Below are 14,880 nucleotides of genomic sequence, written 5' to 3' on the forward strand. Positions count from 1 at the left end.
TTATTCCTTGATCAGCAAGGCGACCGCTTCGCAGGCGATGCCCTCGCCGCGCCCGGTGAAGCCGAGCTGCTCGGTGGTCGTGGCCTTCACGTTGACGTCATCCATATGGCACTGCAGATCTTCCGCCAGGAAGACGCGCATCTGCGGGATGTGCGGCGCCATTTTCGGCGCCTGGGCAATAATCGTGATGTCGAGGTTGCCGAGGCGGTACCCTTTGGCGCGGATGCGCTTCCAGGCTTCGCGCAGCAGCTCGCGGCTGTCCGCGCCCTTGAAGGCCGGATCGGTATCGGGGAACAGCTTGCCGATATCGCCCAGCGCCGCCGCGCCCAGCAAGGCGTCGGTCGCGGCGTGCAGCGCAACGTCGCCGTCGGAGTGGGCCAACAAGCCTTTGTCGTAAGGGATGCGAACACCGCCGATCACCAACGGGCCTTCGCCGCCGAATTTATGTACGTCAAAACCGTGACCGATACGCATGGTGCGCTCCTTAATTGTCCAACTGAGTCAAATAGAACGCCGCCAGCGCCAAATCCTCCGGCCGCGTTACTTTAATGTTATCCGCCCGGCCGGCGATCAGCAGCGGATGATAACCGCAATGCTCCAGCGCCGAGGCTTCGTCGGTGACGTTTGCGCCTTCATCCAGCGCGCGCTGCAGGCACTGCTTGAGCAGCGGCAGCGGAAACAGCTGCGGCGTCAGCGCATGCCACAGATCCTGCCGGTCAACGGTGTGGGCGATGGTGTCGCGGCCGGGTTCGGCGCGCTTCATGGTGTCGCGCACCGGCGCGGCGAGAATGCCGCCCACCTTGCTGTGTGCGGTGATCGCCAACAGGCGCTCGAGATCGTCGGCGTGCAGACAGGGGCGCGCAGCGTCGTGTACCAGCACCCAGTCCGCATCACCCGCCAGTTTCAGCCCCGCCATCACCGAATCGGCGCGCTGTTTGCCGCCCTCGGTGACGATCACCCGCGGATCCTGAGCGATGGGCAGCCGTTCGAACTGACGATCTTCCGGGCCGATCGCCACGATCACCCGTTCAATGCGCGGGTGACGCAACAGGGCATGGATAGCGTGTTCGACGATGCTGTGCCGGCCGATGGTTAAATATTGCTTCGGGCATTCCGCCTGCATGCGGCTGCCGATACCGGCAGCGGGCAGGACGGCAATCACCGAGGGAAAGGTGCCTGCGGAGTGATTCATGCGTTATTTTTGTGCGTTATTTTGCGAGGAAGACGCCGCGTTGCGTCTGGATTGGTCAGGAACCAGACGATAGAAAGTCTCACCGGGCTTGATCATGCCCAGCTCATTACGCGCTCGCTCTTCGATCGCTTCCTGACCGCCGTTCAAATCATCGATTTCGGCAAACAGCTGATCGTTACGCGCTTTCAACTTCGCGTTGTTGCCCTGTTGGACCGCAACGTCTTCATTGACCCGCACGTAATCGTGAATACCATTTTTGCCCAGCCACAGTGAATACTGTAACCAACCGAGCAATGCCAGCAATAGCAGCGTAAGTTTTCCCATCTCCGCCCCCTGAAAAACCGACCAATCATCCCACAACTTCTCTTTGGACTCCACACTGAGAGCGGCATTTCAACGCCAAATTCAGAATACGGATGAAGGATTCCCGTGTTCAGCGCCTAATTCCGCTGCGAAAGCGGCAAAAAAAGCCGCTTTAGTCCGGCGCGCGCGCCGCGTTTTCCGCTGATACACACACTGCCCTTCCCCCATTATGCAGCAAGAATCACTGCACCATCGCATCCTGACCCGTCGCTTACGCCAAGGCAAAGCAAGAAGTGAATATTTAACACCATAGAAAGAATAATCCTCATGCAGTGGTTGCACTTTCATTCATTGAAGCTTATTTTTATGCACTCATAGTGCATAAATAATTCCAATATATAACCATTCATTATCGGGGATCGCGATGTTAAAACGTTTAGTTCTGATCGGCGCCTGCCTGGCCGCCACCTTCTCCACCGCCGCGTTGGCGGCTGAACCTACCTACGTCGTTGGCTCCGGCGGCACCTATCGGCCGTTCGAGTTTGAAAACAGCCAAAAGCAGCTGGAAGGTTTCGACATCGACATAATCAAAGCCGTAGCCAAGGCCGAAGGTTTTCAAATAAAACTGATCAATACGCCGTGGGAAGGGATCTTCGCCACGCTGAATTCCGGCGATCGCGATATCATCATCTCCGGCATCACCATCACCGATAAACGCAAACAAATGGTTGATTTTTCTGCGCCTTACTTCCCGGCAGAGCAGGCCATCGTGGTGCCGCAAGACTCGAAGGTAGACTCCATTGCCGCGTTGAAAGCGCTGAAGGTCGGCGTGGTGAACTCCAGCACCGGCGACATCGTGGTGTCCGACGCACTGGGCAAAAACAGCACCGCCATCAAACGCTTCGACAATACCCCGCTGATGCTGCAAGAGCTGTATGAAGACGGCATCGGCGCGGCGGTCGGCGACGTCGGCGTGGCCAAGTTCTATATCAAAACCCACCCTGAGAAAGCCTTCAAGCTGGTGCCCGACGCCAAGTTCGAACGTCAGTATTTCGGCATCGCCGTCGCCAAAGGCAACGATGAGCTGCGCAACAAAATCAACGCCGGCCTGAAGAAAATCATCGCCGACGGCACCTACGCCAAGATCTACCAAGCCTGGTTCGACAGCAACGTACCGACGCTGCCGGCGGAATAATGCCCTGCCGCCGGCGCCCGCAAGGCCGTCGGCGCGCCACCGTTTCAGCATACCAAGAAGGAATACCCTTTGAACTTCCGCTGGGAGATCATCCAGGAATACGCGCCGCTGTTTATGGAAGGCGCCTGGATGACCATCAAATGCACCATTATCTGCGTGCTGCTGGGCACCACCTGGGGATTGATCCTCGGTCTGGGGCGCTTGGCGCAGGCGCCGCACGGCATCTGGAAACCCATCCTGCATTACGGCGTTCAGTGGCCGGTACGTATCTACATCAGCGCCTTTCGCGGCACCCCGCTGTTCGTGCAGATCATGGTGGTGCACTTTGCGCTGGTGCCGCTGTTCATCAACCCGCGCGACGGCCTGCTGGTCACCAGCGGCCTGATGAGCGTCGACTTCGCCCGCGCGCTGCGCGCCGACTACGGCGCCTTTCTCTCCTGCGTGGTGGCGATCACGCTCAACGCCGGCGCCTATGTGTCGGAGATCTTCCGCGCCGGGATCCAATCGATCGACCGCGGCCAGATGGAAGCATCCCGCTCGTTGGGCATGAGCTACGGCAAGACCATGCGACAGGTTATCTTGCCGCAAGCCTTCCGGCGCATGCTGCCGCCGCTGGGCAACAACGCCATCGCCATCGTCAAGGATTCGTCGCTGGCCTCCGCCATCGGCCTGGCGGATCTGGCCTATGCCGCCCGCACCGTCTCCGGCGCCTACGCCACCTATTGGGAGCCCTACCTGACCATTTCGCTGGTCTATTGGGTCATCACCTTCCTGCTCTCGCTGCTGGTGCAACACATGGAAAAGAGGTTCGGTAAAAGTGATTCGCGTACATAACCTGCAAAAACAGTTCGGTGAAAGCCACGTGCTGCGCGGCATTTCCTGCCGGATCGCCGCCAACGAAGTGGTGTGCGTCATCGGCCCCTCCGGCTCAGGTAAAAGCACCTTCCTGCGCTGCATCAACGCGCTGGAAACGCTCTCCGGCGGCGAGATAGAGGTGAATGGCTTCGCCGTCCACGATCAGAAAACCGACCTGAACAAGATGCGTGAAAGCGTGGGCATGGTGTTCCAACGCTTTAACCTGTTCCCGCACATGACGGTGTTGGAAAACATCATCATGGCGCCGGTAAGCGTGAAAAAACTGCCGCGCGCCGAAGCCATCGCGCAAGCGGAACAGCTGCTGCGCAAGGTCGGCCTGCTCGACAAAATCGACGCCTATCCCAACAGCCTGTCCGGCGGCCAGCAGCAGCGGGTAGCGATCGCCCGCGCGCTGGCGATGGAGCCGAAAATCATGCTGTTCGACGAACCGACCTCCGCGCTCGATCCGGAGCTGGTGGGCGAAGTGTTGGCGGTGATGAAATCGCTGGCCCATGAGGGCATGACCATGGTGGTCGTCACGCATGAGATGGGCTTTGCCCGCGAGGTGGCCGACCGGGTACTGTTTATCGATCAGGGGATCATTCAGGAAGAGGGGCAGCCGCAGCAGATCTTCAGTCACCCGTCCAATCCGCGCACTCAGGCATTTTTGAGCAAAGTTTTGTAACCTTCGGCACGGCTTTGCAATCCTGCGGGCGCCGGCCTCGGCGCCCACTCTCTCACCACCCGGTCAGGAAGCTGAACACCAGCCAGAAAAGGCACAGCACAACGGCGCCGGTCAGCAGCAGCGTCAAGATCAGACGGCCGCGCAGCAGCATGCTGAGGGTGATGCCGATCAGCACCGACAGCGGCATTAGCGCCAGGAAGAATGGCCAGGTATAAAGCAGGAAAAACAGCGTGTTGGAACCGTAAACCAAAAACGGCAACGCGAACGCCAGCCAGTAGAAAACAAAGCCGCTGACGCCGCCCAGGAAAGAATAAGAAGGCTCCTCTTTCTCCTGTTTTGACTGCTTGGAGTCGATCAAGATAGGCGTGACATTTTGCATAGTGATCCCTGGTTATTCGGCTCGCTCTGCGGCGGCTTAGAGTAAAAAGCGCATGGCGAAAAACGCCACACGCTTTTTTTGAATTCAGGGTTTGATAATAGCCTGACCACGCAACACGTCTAACAATTGCGCAATCAAATTTGTTACCAATTGTTGGCCATCAAGGTGGATTTCCGGCTGCTGCGGCGCCTCGTAAACCGCGTCGATACCGGTGAAATTGCGCAGCTCGCCGGCGCGCGCTTTCTTATACAATCCCTTCGGATCGCGCGCCTCGCAGATCGCCAACGGCGTATCGACAAACACCTCGATAAAGCGATCGTCGCCGAGCATCTCACGCACCATCTGCCGTTCGGCGCGGTGCGGCGAAATGAATGCGGTCAGCACCACCAGCCCGGCGTCCACCATCAGCTTGGCCACTTCCCCCACCCGGCGAATGTTCTCGCGCCGATCCTCGTCGGAGAAGCCGAGATCGCGACACAGGCCGTGGCGCACGTTATCGCCGTCCAGCAGATAGGTGCTGACGCCGAGCCCATGCAGCGCCTGCTCCAGCGCGCCGGCGACGGTGGATTTGCCCGAGCCGGACAGCCCGGTAAACCACAGCACCGCGCCGCGATGGCCGTTGCGCGCTTCGCGATCCGCGCGCGTCACCGCGTGCGGATGCCAAACCACATTTTCGTCGTCCGGCCCGGTCGCCCTCAGTTCAACGGCCACCTTATCGGCCACCGAGCAGATCGCGCGCGCCCCAGTGCGGGAAGTGCTTGCGCACCAGCGCATTCAGCTCCAGCTCGAAGGCGCTGAATTCGCCGCGCGCCGCCGATGCGGCCTGCAGCGTTTCACGCACCAGCCCGGCGCCAACCGTCACGTTGCTCATGCGATCGATAAAGATCAGCCCGCCGGTGTCGTGATTGCTCTGGTAGCTGTCCAGCACCAGCGGTTCGTCGAAGGTCAGCTCCACCAATCCGATGCCGTTGAGCGGCAACGTGTCGGCCGGATGCTGCGCCAGCGTATTGATCTCCACCTGATGACGGATGCTCTCCACGCGTGCGCGGGTCTTTTTACCGGCGATCTTGATGTCGTAGCTCTGGCCCGGCACCAGCGGCTGCTCGGCCATCCATACCACGTCCACCAGCGCGCTCTGCGCCGCCTGCAGACTTTCGCCGGCGTCGACCAGCAGATCGCCCCGGCTGATGTCCACTTCATCCTTCAGCACCAGCGTAATCGCTTCGCCCGGCACCGCCTCTGGCAGATCGCCGTCGAAGGTCACGATGCGCGCCACGCTGGACTCCACGCCGGAAGGCAGCACTTTGATGCGTTGCCCCACCCGCACCACGCCGGCGGACAGCGTGCCGGCATAGCCGCGAAAATCGAAGTTCGGGCGGTTGACGTACTGCACCGGGAAGCGCAGCGGCTGGTTTTCTCGCTCGCTGACCACGTCAACGCTCTCCAGCACTTCCAGCAGCGTCGGGCCGCTGTACCACGGCATATGGGCGCTTTCGCTCGCCACGTTGTCGCCGTCCAGCGCCGACAGCGGCACGAACTTGATGTCCAGATCGCCTGGCAGCTGCTGGGCGAAAGTCAGGTAATCCTGTTTGAACTGCTCGAACACCGCTTCCTGATAGTCCACCAGATCCATTTTGTTTACCGCGACCACCAGATGGCGAATGCCCAGCAGGGTCGCGATAAAGCTGTGGCGGCGAGTCTGATCCAGCACCCCTTTACGCGCGTCGATCAGCAGGATCGCCAGATCGCAGGTGGAGGCGCCGGTGGCCATGTTGCGGGTGTACTGCTCATGCCCCGGGGTATCGGCGATGATAAACTTGCGTTTTTCGGTCGAGAAGTAGCGATAGGCCACATCTATGGTGATGCCCTGCTCGCGCTCGGCCTGCAGACCGTCCACCAGCAGCGCCAGATCGAGCTTCTCGCCCTGGGTGCCGATGCGTTTGCTGTCGCTGTGCAGCGTCGACAGCTGATCCTCGTAGATCTGGCGGGTATCGTGCAGCAGGCGGCCGATCAGGGTGCTTTTGCCGTCGTCGACGCTGCCGCAGGTCAGAAAACGCAGCAGGCTCTTGTGCTGCTGCGCGTGCAGATAGGACTCGACGCCGCCCTGGTCAGCGATTTGTTGTGCAATTGCGTTGTTCATCCGGCGGCTCCTTAGAAATACCCTTGACGCTTTTTCAGCTCCATCGAGCCGGACTGATCGCGATCGATCATCCGCCCCTGGCGTTCACTGGTGGTGGAGACCAGCATTTCTTCGATGATCTCCGGCAGGGTTTGCGCCTGCGAGTCCACCGCGCCGGTCAGCGGCCAGCACCCCAGGGTGCGGAAACGCACCATGCGCTGGCTGATCACTTCACCCGGCTGCAGATCGATGCGATCGTCGTCCACCATCATCAGCATGCCGTCGCGCTCCACCACCGGGCGCGGTTTCGCCAGATACAGCGGCACGATGTCGATGTTTTCCAGGAAGATATACTGCCAGATATCCAGCTCGGTCCAGTTCGACAGCGGGAAGACGCGGATGCTCTCCCCTTTGTTGATCTGGCCGTTGTAGTTGTGCCACAGCTCCGGCCGCTGGTTTTTCGGATCCCAGCGGTGGAAGCGATCGCGGAACGAATAGATGCGCTCTTTGGCGCGCGATTTCTCCTCGTCGCGCCGCGCACCGCCGAAGGCGGCGTCGAAACCGTACTTGTTCAACGCCTGCTTCAGGCCCTCGGTTTTCATGATGTCGGTATGCTTGGCGCTGCCGTGCACGAACGGGTTGATGCCCATCGCCACCCCTTCCGGGTTTTTATGCACCAGCAGCTCGAAGCCGTACTCCTTCGCGGTGCGATCGCGGAATTCGTACATTTCGCGGAATTTCCAGCCGGTATCGACGTGCAGCAGCGGGAATGGCAGCGTGCCGGGGAAGAACGCCTTACGCGCCAGGTGCAGCATCACGGAAGAGTCTTTGCCGATGGAATACAGCATCACCGGGTTGGCGAATTCAGCGGCGACTTCACGGATGATATGGATACTCTCCGCCTCCAATTGCCGCAAATGAGTGAGTCGTTTTTCGTCCATAACAGGTCCTTAAAAGCCTTGCCTATGCCAAATTCACGACGGCCGGGCGCGCGGCCCCTTCCGTCTGCGATTGATGCCCGAACCAGGCGATTTGGTGGTGCAGTTCCACCACTTCGCCGATCACCAGCAGCGCCGGCAACGGCGCCCGTTGGGCCAGATATTCCAGTTGTTCCAGCGTGCCGATCTGCACCTGCTGATCGGCGCGCGTGCCGCGGCTGATCACCGCCACCGGCGTCGCGGCGTCGCGACCGTGGGCGATCAGGCGCTGGCTGATGTCCGCCGCCTTCATGGTGCCCATGTAGATAGCCAGCGTCTGCCGCGCCCGCGCCAGATCGGCCCAGTCCAGGCCATCGCCGTCGGGGCGGCAGTGGCCGGTGATAAAGGTCACGCTCTGCGCGTGGTCGCGGTGCGTCAGCGGAATGCCGGCGTAGGCGGTCGCCCCCGCGGCGGCCGTGACGCCCGGCACCACCTGGAACGGAATGCCGGCGGCGGCGGCCACCTGCAGCTCTTCGCCGCCGCGGCCGAAGATGAATGGATCGCCCCCCTTGAGGCGCACCACGCGCTTGCCCTGCTGCGCCAGTTCCACCAGCAGCCTATTGGTCTCTTCCTGGATCACCGAGTGCGCGCCGGCGCGCTTGCCCACGCAGATGCGCTCGGCGTCGCGGCGCACCAGATCGAGGATTTCGCCGCTGACCAGATGGTCATACAGCACCACGTCCGCCTGCTGCATCACCTGCAGCCCGCGCAGGGTCAACAGCCCCACGTCGCCCGGCCCGGCGCCCACCAACGCTATCTCGCCCTGGGTGCCCTCATCGCCTGCGGCGAAGCGGTGTAAATCCTGCTCCAGCTGGCGTTCCGCCTGCGCCGTCTGGCCGTTGGCCACCAGCGTGGCGAAACGGCCGCCGAAGGTGTTTTCCCAGAAACGGCGACGTTCGCCGATCGAAGCCAACCGCTGTTTGACCTGGCCACGCCAGCGGCCCGCCACCTGCGCCATCAGCCCCAAACTGGCGGGCAGCAACGCCTCCAGCTTTTCGCGCAGCAACCGCGCCAGCACCGGGGCCTGGCCGCTGGACGATACGGCCACCACCAGCGGCGAGCGATCGATGATCGACGGGAAGATGAACGAACAGCGCGGCTGATCGTCCACCACGTTGGCCAGCACCCGGCGTTTATCCGCCTCGGCGAACACCGCGGCGTTCAGCGCATTGTCGTCCGTGGCGGCGATCGCCAGAAACACGTCGTCCAGCTGCTGCGGATCAAAGGTTTTTCCCAGCCAGAGCACCCGCCCTTGCTGACGTTGTTGTTCCAGTTCCGGTGAGAGCGACTGCGCAACTATCCGTATTTCAGCCCCGGCGCGTTGAAGCAGGGAGACTTTGCGCGCCGCCACGTCACCACCGCCAACGACCAGCACCGGACGTTGTTTCAGGTCGGCGAATATTGGTAGATAGTCCACAACAGCCTTTTCATATAACAGAAAGATAGTGTGACTATACGGGCTGAGATTTAGCCTCTGAAATGACGAAAAGGAATGATTAGTTCCTTTATGGAATATAGGCCGCAGCGCAGGAGGCAAACCATGCTCATCGCGACGGCGATTTGCGCGTTCGCGCGAAAATTAAGAGACAGGGAAATTGTGTAATGCCGCCCGTCGTCTCATACTGGGCGCCGAAGAAAAATGATCGGCAGCGCCGATAGCAAAGAAGGATTTTTCGGTATGTTTTCCCGTTTTTACCTGAAGACCAGCCTGCTGGCCCTCGCACTCGGCGGCGTCTTCAGCGTTTGTGCCGCACAGCCCGTAAAAGACGCGCCAATGGGCCGTTTCGCCGCCGAACAGACCCGCCACATCGCCACTTACTTCCCCGGCCGCATGGCGGGCAGCCCGGCAGAATTGCTCACCGCCGACTATCTCAAGCAGCAGTTCGGCAAGATGGGTTACCAAAGCGATATTCGCAGCGTCAATACGCGCTATCTCTACACCAGCAAAGACGGCAAGAAGAACTGGAATAACGTCACCGCCAGCTCGGTGATCGCCGCCCGCAACGGCAACAGCCCGAAACAGGTCGTGGTCGTCGCCCACTTCGACACCTATACGCCGCAGAGCGACGAGGATCTGGATAACAATCTCGGCGGCCTGACGCTGCAGGGCGTCGACGACAACGCCTCCGGCATCGGCGTAATGCTGGAGCTGGCGGAACGCCTGAAGGATATCCCCACCGCCTACGGCCTGCGCTTCGTCGCCACCAGCGCTGAAGAGATCGGTTCGCTGGGCGCGCAGAACTACCTGCAGCGCATGAGCGCGGAAGAGAAAAGCAACACCGTGCTGGTGATCAACCTCGACAGCCTGATCACCGGCGATCGTCTGTACTTCAACGCCGGGCGCAACACGCCGCCGCAGATAGCGAAGCGCTCCCGCGATCGCGCGCTGGATATCGCCCACCGCTACGGCATCGCCGCCGCCACCAACCCAGGCAACGCGCAGCATCCGCAAGGCACCGGCTGCTGTTCCGATCAAGAGGTGTTCGACGCCGCAGGCATCCCGGTATTGTCAGTGGAGGCCACCAACTGGTCGCTGGGCGACAAGGACGGTTACCAGCAGCGCGCCGTCAGCCCGCACTTCCCGCAGGGCATCACCTGGCACCGCCCGCAGTACGACAACCTGCAATATCTGGATCGCTACCTGCCGGGGCGGATCGACAAACGCAGCCGCGACAGCGTGCAGATCCTGCTGCCCTTGATCAAAGAGCTGGCGCAGGCGCACCCGCCGAAAGCGCAAAAGAAAAAGTAGCCCGTAAAAAAACAGGGCCCAGCATTGCTGAGCCCTGTGATGTCATTCTCGTCGTTTAGCCTTCGTGCAGACCGCACTCGCGCTTCAGGCCAAAGAAGCGCGTCTCTTCCTCGCTCATGCCCGGCTCCCACTTTTGAGTGGTGTGGGTATCACCTACCGACAGGTAGCCCTGCTCCCACAGCGGGTGATAACTCAGCCCGTGTTCGGTCAGATACTGGTAAATCTTGCGGTTGTCCCAGTCGATGATCGGCAGGATCTTGAACACCCCACGCTGCACCGCCAGCACAGGCAGATTGGCGCGGCTGCCGGACTGTTCGCGCCGCAGGCCGGCGAACCAGCTCTGCGCGCCCAGCGTCTCCAGCGCGCGGTTCATCGGCTCGACCTTGTTGATCTGGTTGTATTTTTCAATCCCTTCCACGCCCTGCTCCCACAGCTTGCCATAGCGCGCCTCTTGCCAGGCGGGAGACTGCTCCGCGCGGAACACCTGCAGATTCAGCTTCAGTTGGTCGGTCAGTTGATCGATAAAGCGATAGGTTTCCGGGAACAGATAACCGGTGTCGGTCAGGATCACCGGGATATCCGGCCGGATACGCGTCACCAGGTGCAGACATACCGCCGCCTGAATGCCGAAACTGGACGAGAGTACGAACTCGCCGGGCAGATGCTCCAGCGCCCATGCAACGCGCTGTTCGGCGCTGAGGCTCTCCAGCTGGCCGTTGACCACCGCCAATGCCAGCGCCTGCCCGGATTTGGGCAACGCGTTCAGCGCCGCCAGATCGAATTCAGCCATGTTGTCTCTCCTGATACTTGAAATGACCTGTGCGGCCCCTCTGCCCAGGGGCCGCCCGGCCTCACTCCCAAAAATCTCGCGCCGGATCCAGCACCGGTTTGACGATGCCCGCGCGAACGGTGAAGTCGCCGAAGCCTTCGCCGGCGTTACGCTCCTTCGCCCAGCGCCCCACCAACAGGTCGATCTCGCTCAGGATCTCGTCTTCGTTGATGTTTTCGCGGTACATGCGCGGAATGCGCGTGCCTTCGCGGTTGCCACCCAAATGCAGGTTATAGCGGCCGACCGCCTTGCCCACCAGCCCCAGCTCCGCCAGCAGCGCGCGGCCGCAGCCGTTCGGGCAGCCGGTGATGCGCAGCACGATATGCTCGTCGCCCATCCCGTGCCGATGCATGATCTCCTCAACCTTGGTGACGAACTGCGGCAGGAAGCGCTCGGCCTCCGCCATCGCCAGCGGGCAAGTCGGGAACGACACACAGGCCATCGAGTTCTTGCGTTGCTCGCTGATCTGGTCGTCGATCAGGCCATGATCGCGCGCCAAGGCGTCGATCTTGGCCTTCTCGCTTTCCGGCACGCCGGCGATGATCACGTTTTGGTTCGCCGTCAGACGGAAGTCGCCTTTATGGATCTTGGCGATCTCCGCCATGCCGGTCTTCAGCGGGCGCCCCGGATAGTCCAGCAGGCGGCCGTTCTCGATAAACAGCGTCAGATGCCACTGATCGTCGATGCCCTTCACCCAACCGATGCGATCGCCACGGCCGGTGAATTCATACGGGCGGATCGGCGCGAAGGTGATGCCGGCGCGCTTTTCCACTTCGGCGCGGAAAACGTCCACGCCGACGCGCTCCAGCGTGTATTTGGTCTTGGCGTTCTTGCGGTCGGTGCGGTTGCCCCAGTCGCGCTGCGTGGTGACCACCGCTTCCGCCACCGCCAGCGTATGCTCGAGCGGAATGTAGCCGAACTCGCTGGCCTGCCGCGCGTAGGTTTTCTTGTTACCGTGCTCAATGGACAGCCCGCCGCCCACCAGCAGGTTGAAGCCCACCAGCTTGCCGTTTTCGGCGATCGCCACGAAGTTCATGTCGTTGGCGTGCAGATCGACGTCGTTCTGCGGCGGGATCACCACCGTGGTTTTGAATTTGCGCGGCAGGTAGGTCGGCCCCAGAATCGGCTCTTCGTCGGTGGTGGCCACCTTTTCCTGATCCAGCCACACCTCTGCGTAGGCGCGGGTGCGCGGCAGCAGGTGTTCAGAGATCTTCTTCGCCCACTCGTAGGCTTCCTGATGCAGCTCGGACTCCACCGGGTTGGAGGTGCACAGCACGTTGCGGTTCACGTCGTTGGCGGTCGCCAGCGCGTCCAGCCCCAGGCGGTTCAGCAACTGGTGCACCGGTTTGACGTTGCCTTTCAGGATGCCGTGAAACTGGAACGTCTGGCGGTTGGTGATGCGAATGCTGCCGTACAGCGTGCTCTCCTGCGCGAACTTGTCGATGCCCAGCCACTGCTGCGGGCTGATGACGCCGCCCGGCAGGCGGCAACGTAGCATCATGGCGTGGCGCGGCTCCAGCTTCTGCTCGGCGCGTTCGGCGCGAATGTCACGATCATCCTGCTGGTACATGCCGTGAAAACGGATCAGCAGGAAGTTGTCGCCGTTGAAGCCGCCGGTCAGGCCGTCGTTCAAATCTTCGGCGATGGTGCCGCGCAGGAAGTTGCTCTCCTTCTTCATGCGCTCCGCATCGGCCAGTTTGCCTTCGACCACCAAAGGCCCGGGGTGTTTATCACTCATCAGTAAACATCTCGCTGATAACGGCGCTCAAGGCGCAGCTCACTTAAAAATTCATCCGCCTGCTCGGTATCCATGCCACCGTGCTCGGCCACCAGTTCCAGTAATGTGTGTTCCACGTCTTTCGCCATGCGATTGGCATCGCCGCAGACGTAAATGTGCGCGCCTTCCTGAATCCAGCGCCACACTTCCGCGCCCTGTTCGCGCAGTTTGTCTTGTACGTATATTTTATGTTGCTGGTCGCGGGACCAGGCCAGATCGATGCGGGTCAGCAGGCCGTCTTTCACGTAGCGCTGCCATTCAACCTGGTACAGGAAATCTTCGGTAAAGTGCGGGTTGCCGAAGAACAGCCAGTTTTTGCCGCCGGCGCCGTCGGCGTCGCGCTGCTGCATAAAGGCGCGGAACGGCGCGATGCCGGTGCCCGGGCCGATCATGATCACCGGCGTTTCCGGGTTGGCCGGCAGACGGAAGTTGTCGTTGTGCTCGATAAACACCCGCACGTCGCCGTCCTCCTCCAGGCGATCCGCCAGGAAACCGGAGGCGCCGCCGCTGCGAGCGCGCCCGTCGATGTCGTAACGCACGACGCCCACGGTGATGTGCACTTCGTTCTCATTTTCCGCCTGTGAAGAGGCGATGGAGTACAGGCGCGGCGTCAGCGGACGCAGCAGCCCGACCAGCTGTTCGGCGCTCAGATCCGCCGGCGCCTGGCGCACCATGTCGACGATCGGCGTGTTGTGCGCATACTGCTGCAGCGCGGCTTTATCCGCCAACAGACCGATCAGCTTTTCGTCGCGCGACAGCGCGGCGTATTTATCGACGATCGGCGTGGTGTTCTGCGTCAGTTCGAAATGGCTGCGCAGCGCCTGCGCCAGCGGCAGGGTTTGCCCTTCCACCTCGACCGGTTCGTCGCCTTTCAGCCACAATAGCTGCACCAATTCGTCCACCAGCGCCGGATCGTTGTCGAACCATACGCCGAGCGCATCGCCAGGCTGGTAGCGCAGGCCCGAATCGCCCAAATCGATCTCGATATGGCGCACGTCTTTATCGGACGCGCGGCCGGTAATTTTCTGCTTGACCGCCAGTTGGGCGGTGAGCGGTTGTTCCTTGCTGTACGGGCTGCTGTCGATCAGGTCGACCGCGCCGCTGGCCAACGCGCCCGGCGCGGCGCTTTCCGCCGGCGCGCGCGCCTTCAGCACCGACACCACCTGTTTGCGCCAGGCGGCGGCCAGTTCCTGATACTCCACGTCGGCATCCACGCGCTCCACCAGGCGCTCGGCGCCCAGTTCGGCCAACTTGGCGTCGAAATCTTTACCGGACTGACAGAAATTCTCATAAGAGGTGTCGCCCAGCCCGAACACCGCAAACGCGGTGTCACTCAGCTTCGGCGCCTTTTTCGAGAACAGGTATTTATGCAGCGCCACCGCTTCTTCCGCCGGCTCACCTTCCCCTTGCGTGGAGGCGACGATCACCAGCAGGCGCTCTTGCGCTATCTGCTTGAATTTGTAGTCGCCGGCGCTGATCAGCGTGGCGTTCAGATTGGCGGCCAGCAAATCATCGCGCAGCTGCTCCGCCAGGCGGCGCGCATTGCCGGTCTGCGAAGCGGAAATGATGGTGATGCCGGCGGCGGCAGGGGCGGCGGGCGCAATGGCCACGGCTCCTGGCTGTTGATTGACCATGCCCCAAAAATAACCGGACAGCCACGCCAGCTGCGTCGGCGAATAGTCGCCGATCGTCGCCTGCAGGCGTGCCAGCTGTTCGGGCGTCAGCGGGAGCAAAGATGTTGGAGGAGCCTGAGTCGTCATTGCTGTACTTATTTCCTATACTTAGCGCCTTTCCTGCCAGGCGCGCGCCAGTGCCAGTCG

Annotated in this window: 15 protein-coding genes; 4 read left to right on the forward strand and 11 right to left on the reverse strand. The window is 61.4% G+C overall.

From position 1 onward, the window contains the following. Genes ispF through ftsB form a run of 3 tightly spaced genes read right to left on the reverse strand, consistent with a single transcriptional unit; the run spans position 1 to position 1,516 of the window. Positions 1–474 carry a 2-C-methyl-D-erythritol 2,4-cyclodiphosphate synthase gene (gene ispF / locus ACSBQV_RS13830; RefSeq protein WP_004932594.1) on the reverse strand — a complete coding sequence of 158 codons (474 nt, stop codon included), beginning with the start codon at positions 472–474 and terminating at the stop codon, positions 1–3. Positions 475–484: 10 nt separating this feature from the next. Further along, positions 485–1,192, reverse strand: coding sequence for a 2-C-methyl-D-erythritol 4-phosphate cytidylyltransferase (ispD, locus tag ACSBQV_RS13835; RefSeq protein ID WP_099785527.1), 708 nt, complete (start codon positions 1,190–1,192; stop codon positions 485–487). A 3-nt stretch (positions 1,193–1,195) separates the two neighbouring features. Next, positions 1,196–1,516: a cell division protein FtsB gene (ftsB, locus tag ACSBQV_RS13840; RefSeq protein WP_016929043.1), complete on the reverse strand. Its 321-nt coding sequence runs from the start codon at positions 1,514–1,516 to the stop codon at positions 1,196–1,198. A gap of 403 nt (positions 1,517–1,919) precedes the next feature. Here ftsB and ACSBQV_RS13845 point away from each other — a divergent pair, with 403 nt between their 5' ends. The 3 genes from ACSBQV_RS13845 to ACSBQV_RS13855 all read left to right on the forward strand — a co-directional run bounded on the left by ACSBQV_RS13845 (position 1,920) and on the right by ACSBQV_RS13855 (position 4,230). Continuing rightward, entirely contained in the window at positions 1,920–2,690 is a 771-nt protein-coding gene (locus ACSBQV_RS13845; protein WP_033651644.1) for a basic amino acid ABC transporter substrate-binding protein, read from the forward strand. Between the two features lie 114 nt (positions 2,691–2,804). Continuing rightward, the gene (locus ACSBQV_RS13850; RefSeq protein ID WP_042706788.1) at positions 2,805–3,524 is read left to right on the forward strand and encodes an amino acid ABC transporter permease; all 720 of its coding nucleotides are present in this window, start codon (positions 2,805–2,807) and stop codon (positions 3,522–3,524) included. After that, a complete protein-coding gene (locus ACSBQV_RS13855) occupies positions 3,508–4,230 on the forward strand; it encodes an amino acid ABC transporter ATP-binding protein (protein WP_042783703.1) in 723 nt (240 codons plus the stop codon). The genes ACSBQV_RS13850 and ACSBQV_RS13855 overlap by 17 nt, the downstream gene beginning before the upstream one ends. 52 nt (positions 4,231–4,282) lie before the next feature. Here ACSBQV_RS13855 and ACSBQV_RS13860 read toward each other — a convergent pair whose 3' ends face one another. From ACSBQV_RS13860 to cysG, 5 genes are all read right to left on the reverse strand, one after another. Continuing rightward, entirely contained in the window at positions 4,283–4,609 is a 327-nt protein-coding gene (locus ACSBQV_RS13860) for a DUF3561 family protein (protein ID WP_033641885.1), read from the reverse strand. An 84-nt stretch (positions 4,610–4,693) separates the two neighbouring features. After that, a complete protein-coding gene (gene cysC / locus ACSBQV_RS13865) occupies positions 4,694–5,383 on the reverse strand; it encodes an adenylyl-sulfate kinase (RefSeq protein ID WP_080271240.1) in 690 nt (229 codons plus the stop codon). Further along, positions 5,322–6,749, reverse strand: a complete 1,428-nt coding sequence (gene cysN / locus ACSBQV_RS13870; protein ID WP_099785530.1) for a sulfate adenylyltransferase subunit CysN — start codon at positions 6,747–6,749, stop codon at positions 5,322–5,324. The genes cysC and cysN overlap by 62 nt, the downstream gene beginning before the upstream one ends. Positions 6,750–6,760: 11 nt before the next feature. Next, positions 6,761–7,669, reverse strand: a complete 909-nt coding sequence (cysD, locus tag ACSBQV_RS13875; protein WP_033641883.1) for a sulfate adenylyltransferase subunit CysD — start codon at positions 7,667–7,669, stop codon at positions 6,761–6,763. Between the two features lie 22 nt (positions 7,670–7,691). Beyond that, complete coding sequence (gene cysG, locus ACSBQV_RS13880; protein WP_042783702.1) at positions 7,692–9,122, reverse strand: siroheme synthase CysG; 1,431 nt, start codon at positions 9,120–9,122, stop codon at positions 7,692–7,694. A gap of 261 nt (positions 9,123–9,383) precedes the next feature. Here cysG and ACSBQV_RS13885 point away from each other — a divergent pair, with 261 nt between their 5' ends. Further along, positions 9,384–10,454 carry an aminopeptidase gene (locus ACSBQV_RS13885; protein ID WP_117188543.1) on the forward strand — a complete coding sequence of 357 codons (1,071 nt, stop codon included), beginning with the start codon at positions 9,384–9,386 and terminating at the stop codon, positions 10,452–10,454. A gap of 55 nt (positions 10,455–10,509) precedes the next feature. On the opposite strand, the gene ACSBQV_RS13890 is transcribed toward ACSBQV_RS13885, so the two are convergent. The 3 genes from ACSBQV_RS13890 to cysJ form a co-directional block, all read right to left on the reverse strand. Further along, positions 10,510–11,244: a phosphoadenylyl-sulfate reductase gene (locus ACSBQV_RS13890; RefSeq protein WP_047025218.1), complete on the reverse strand. Its 735-nt coding sequence runs from the start codon at positions 11,242–11,244 to the stop codon at positions 10,510–10,512. A gap of 61 nt (positions 11,245–11,305) precedes the next feature. Further along, the gene (gene cysI / locus ACSBQV_RS13895; RefSeq protein WP_033641880.1) at positions 11,306–13,021 is read right to left on the reverse strand and encodes an assimilatory sulfite reductase (NADPH) hemoprotein subunit; all 1,716 of its coding nucleotides are present in this window, start codon (positions 13,019–13,021) and stop codon (positions 11,306–11,308) included. Then, on the reverse strand, positions 13,021–14,820 hold the full coding sequence (cysJ, locus tag ACSBQV_RS13900; protein WP_033651649.1) for an NADPH-dependent assimilatory sulfite reductase flavoprotein subunit: 1,800 nt from the start codon (positions 14,818–14,820) through the stop codon (positions 13,021–13,023). Before cysJ ends, cysI begins: the two co-directional genes overlap by 1 nt. Positions 14,821–14,880 lie beyond the last annotated feature (60 nt).

This window comes from Serratia sp. B501 (assembly GCF_051172315.1).
In the GTDB taxonomy this organism is placed as follows: Bacteria; Pseudomonadota; Gammaproteobacteria; order Enterobacterales; family Enterobacteriaceae; genus Serratia; species Serratia ureilytica.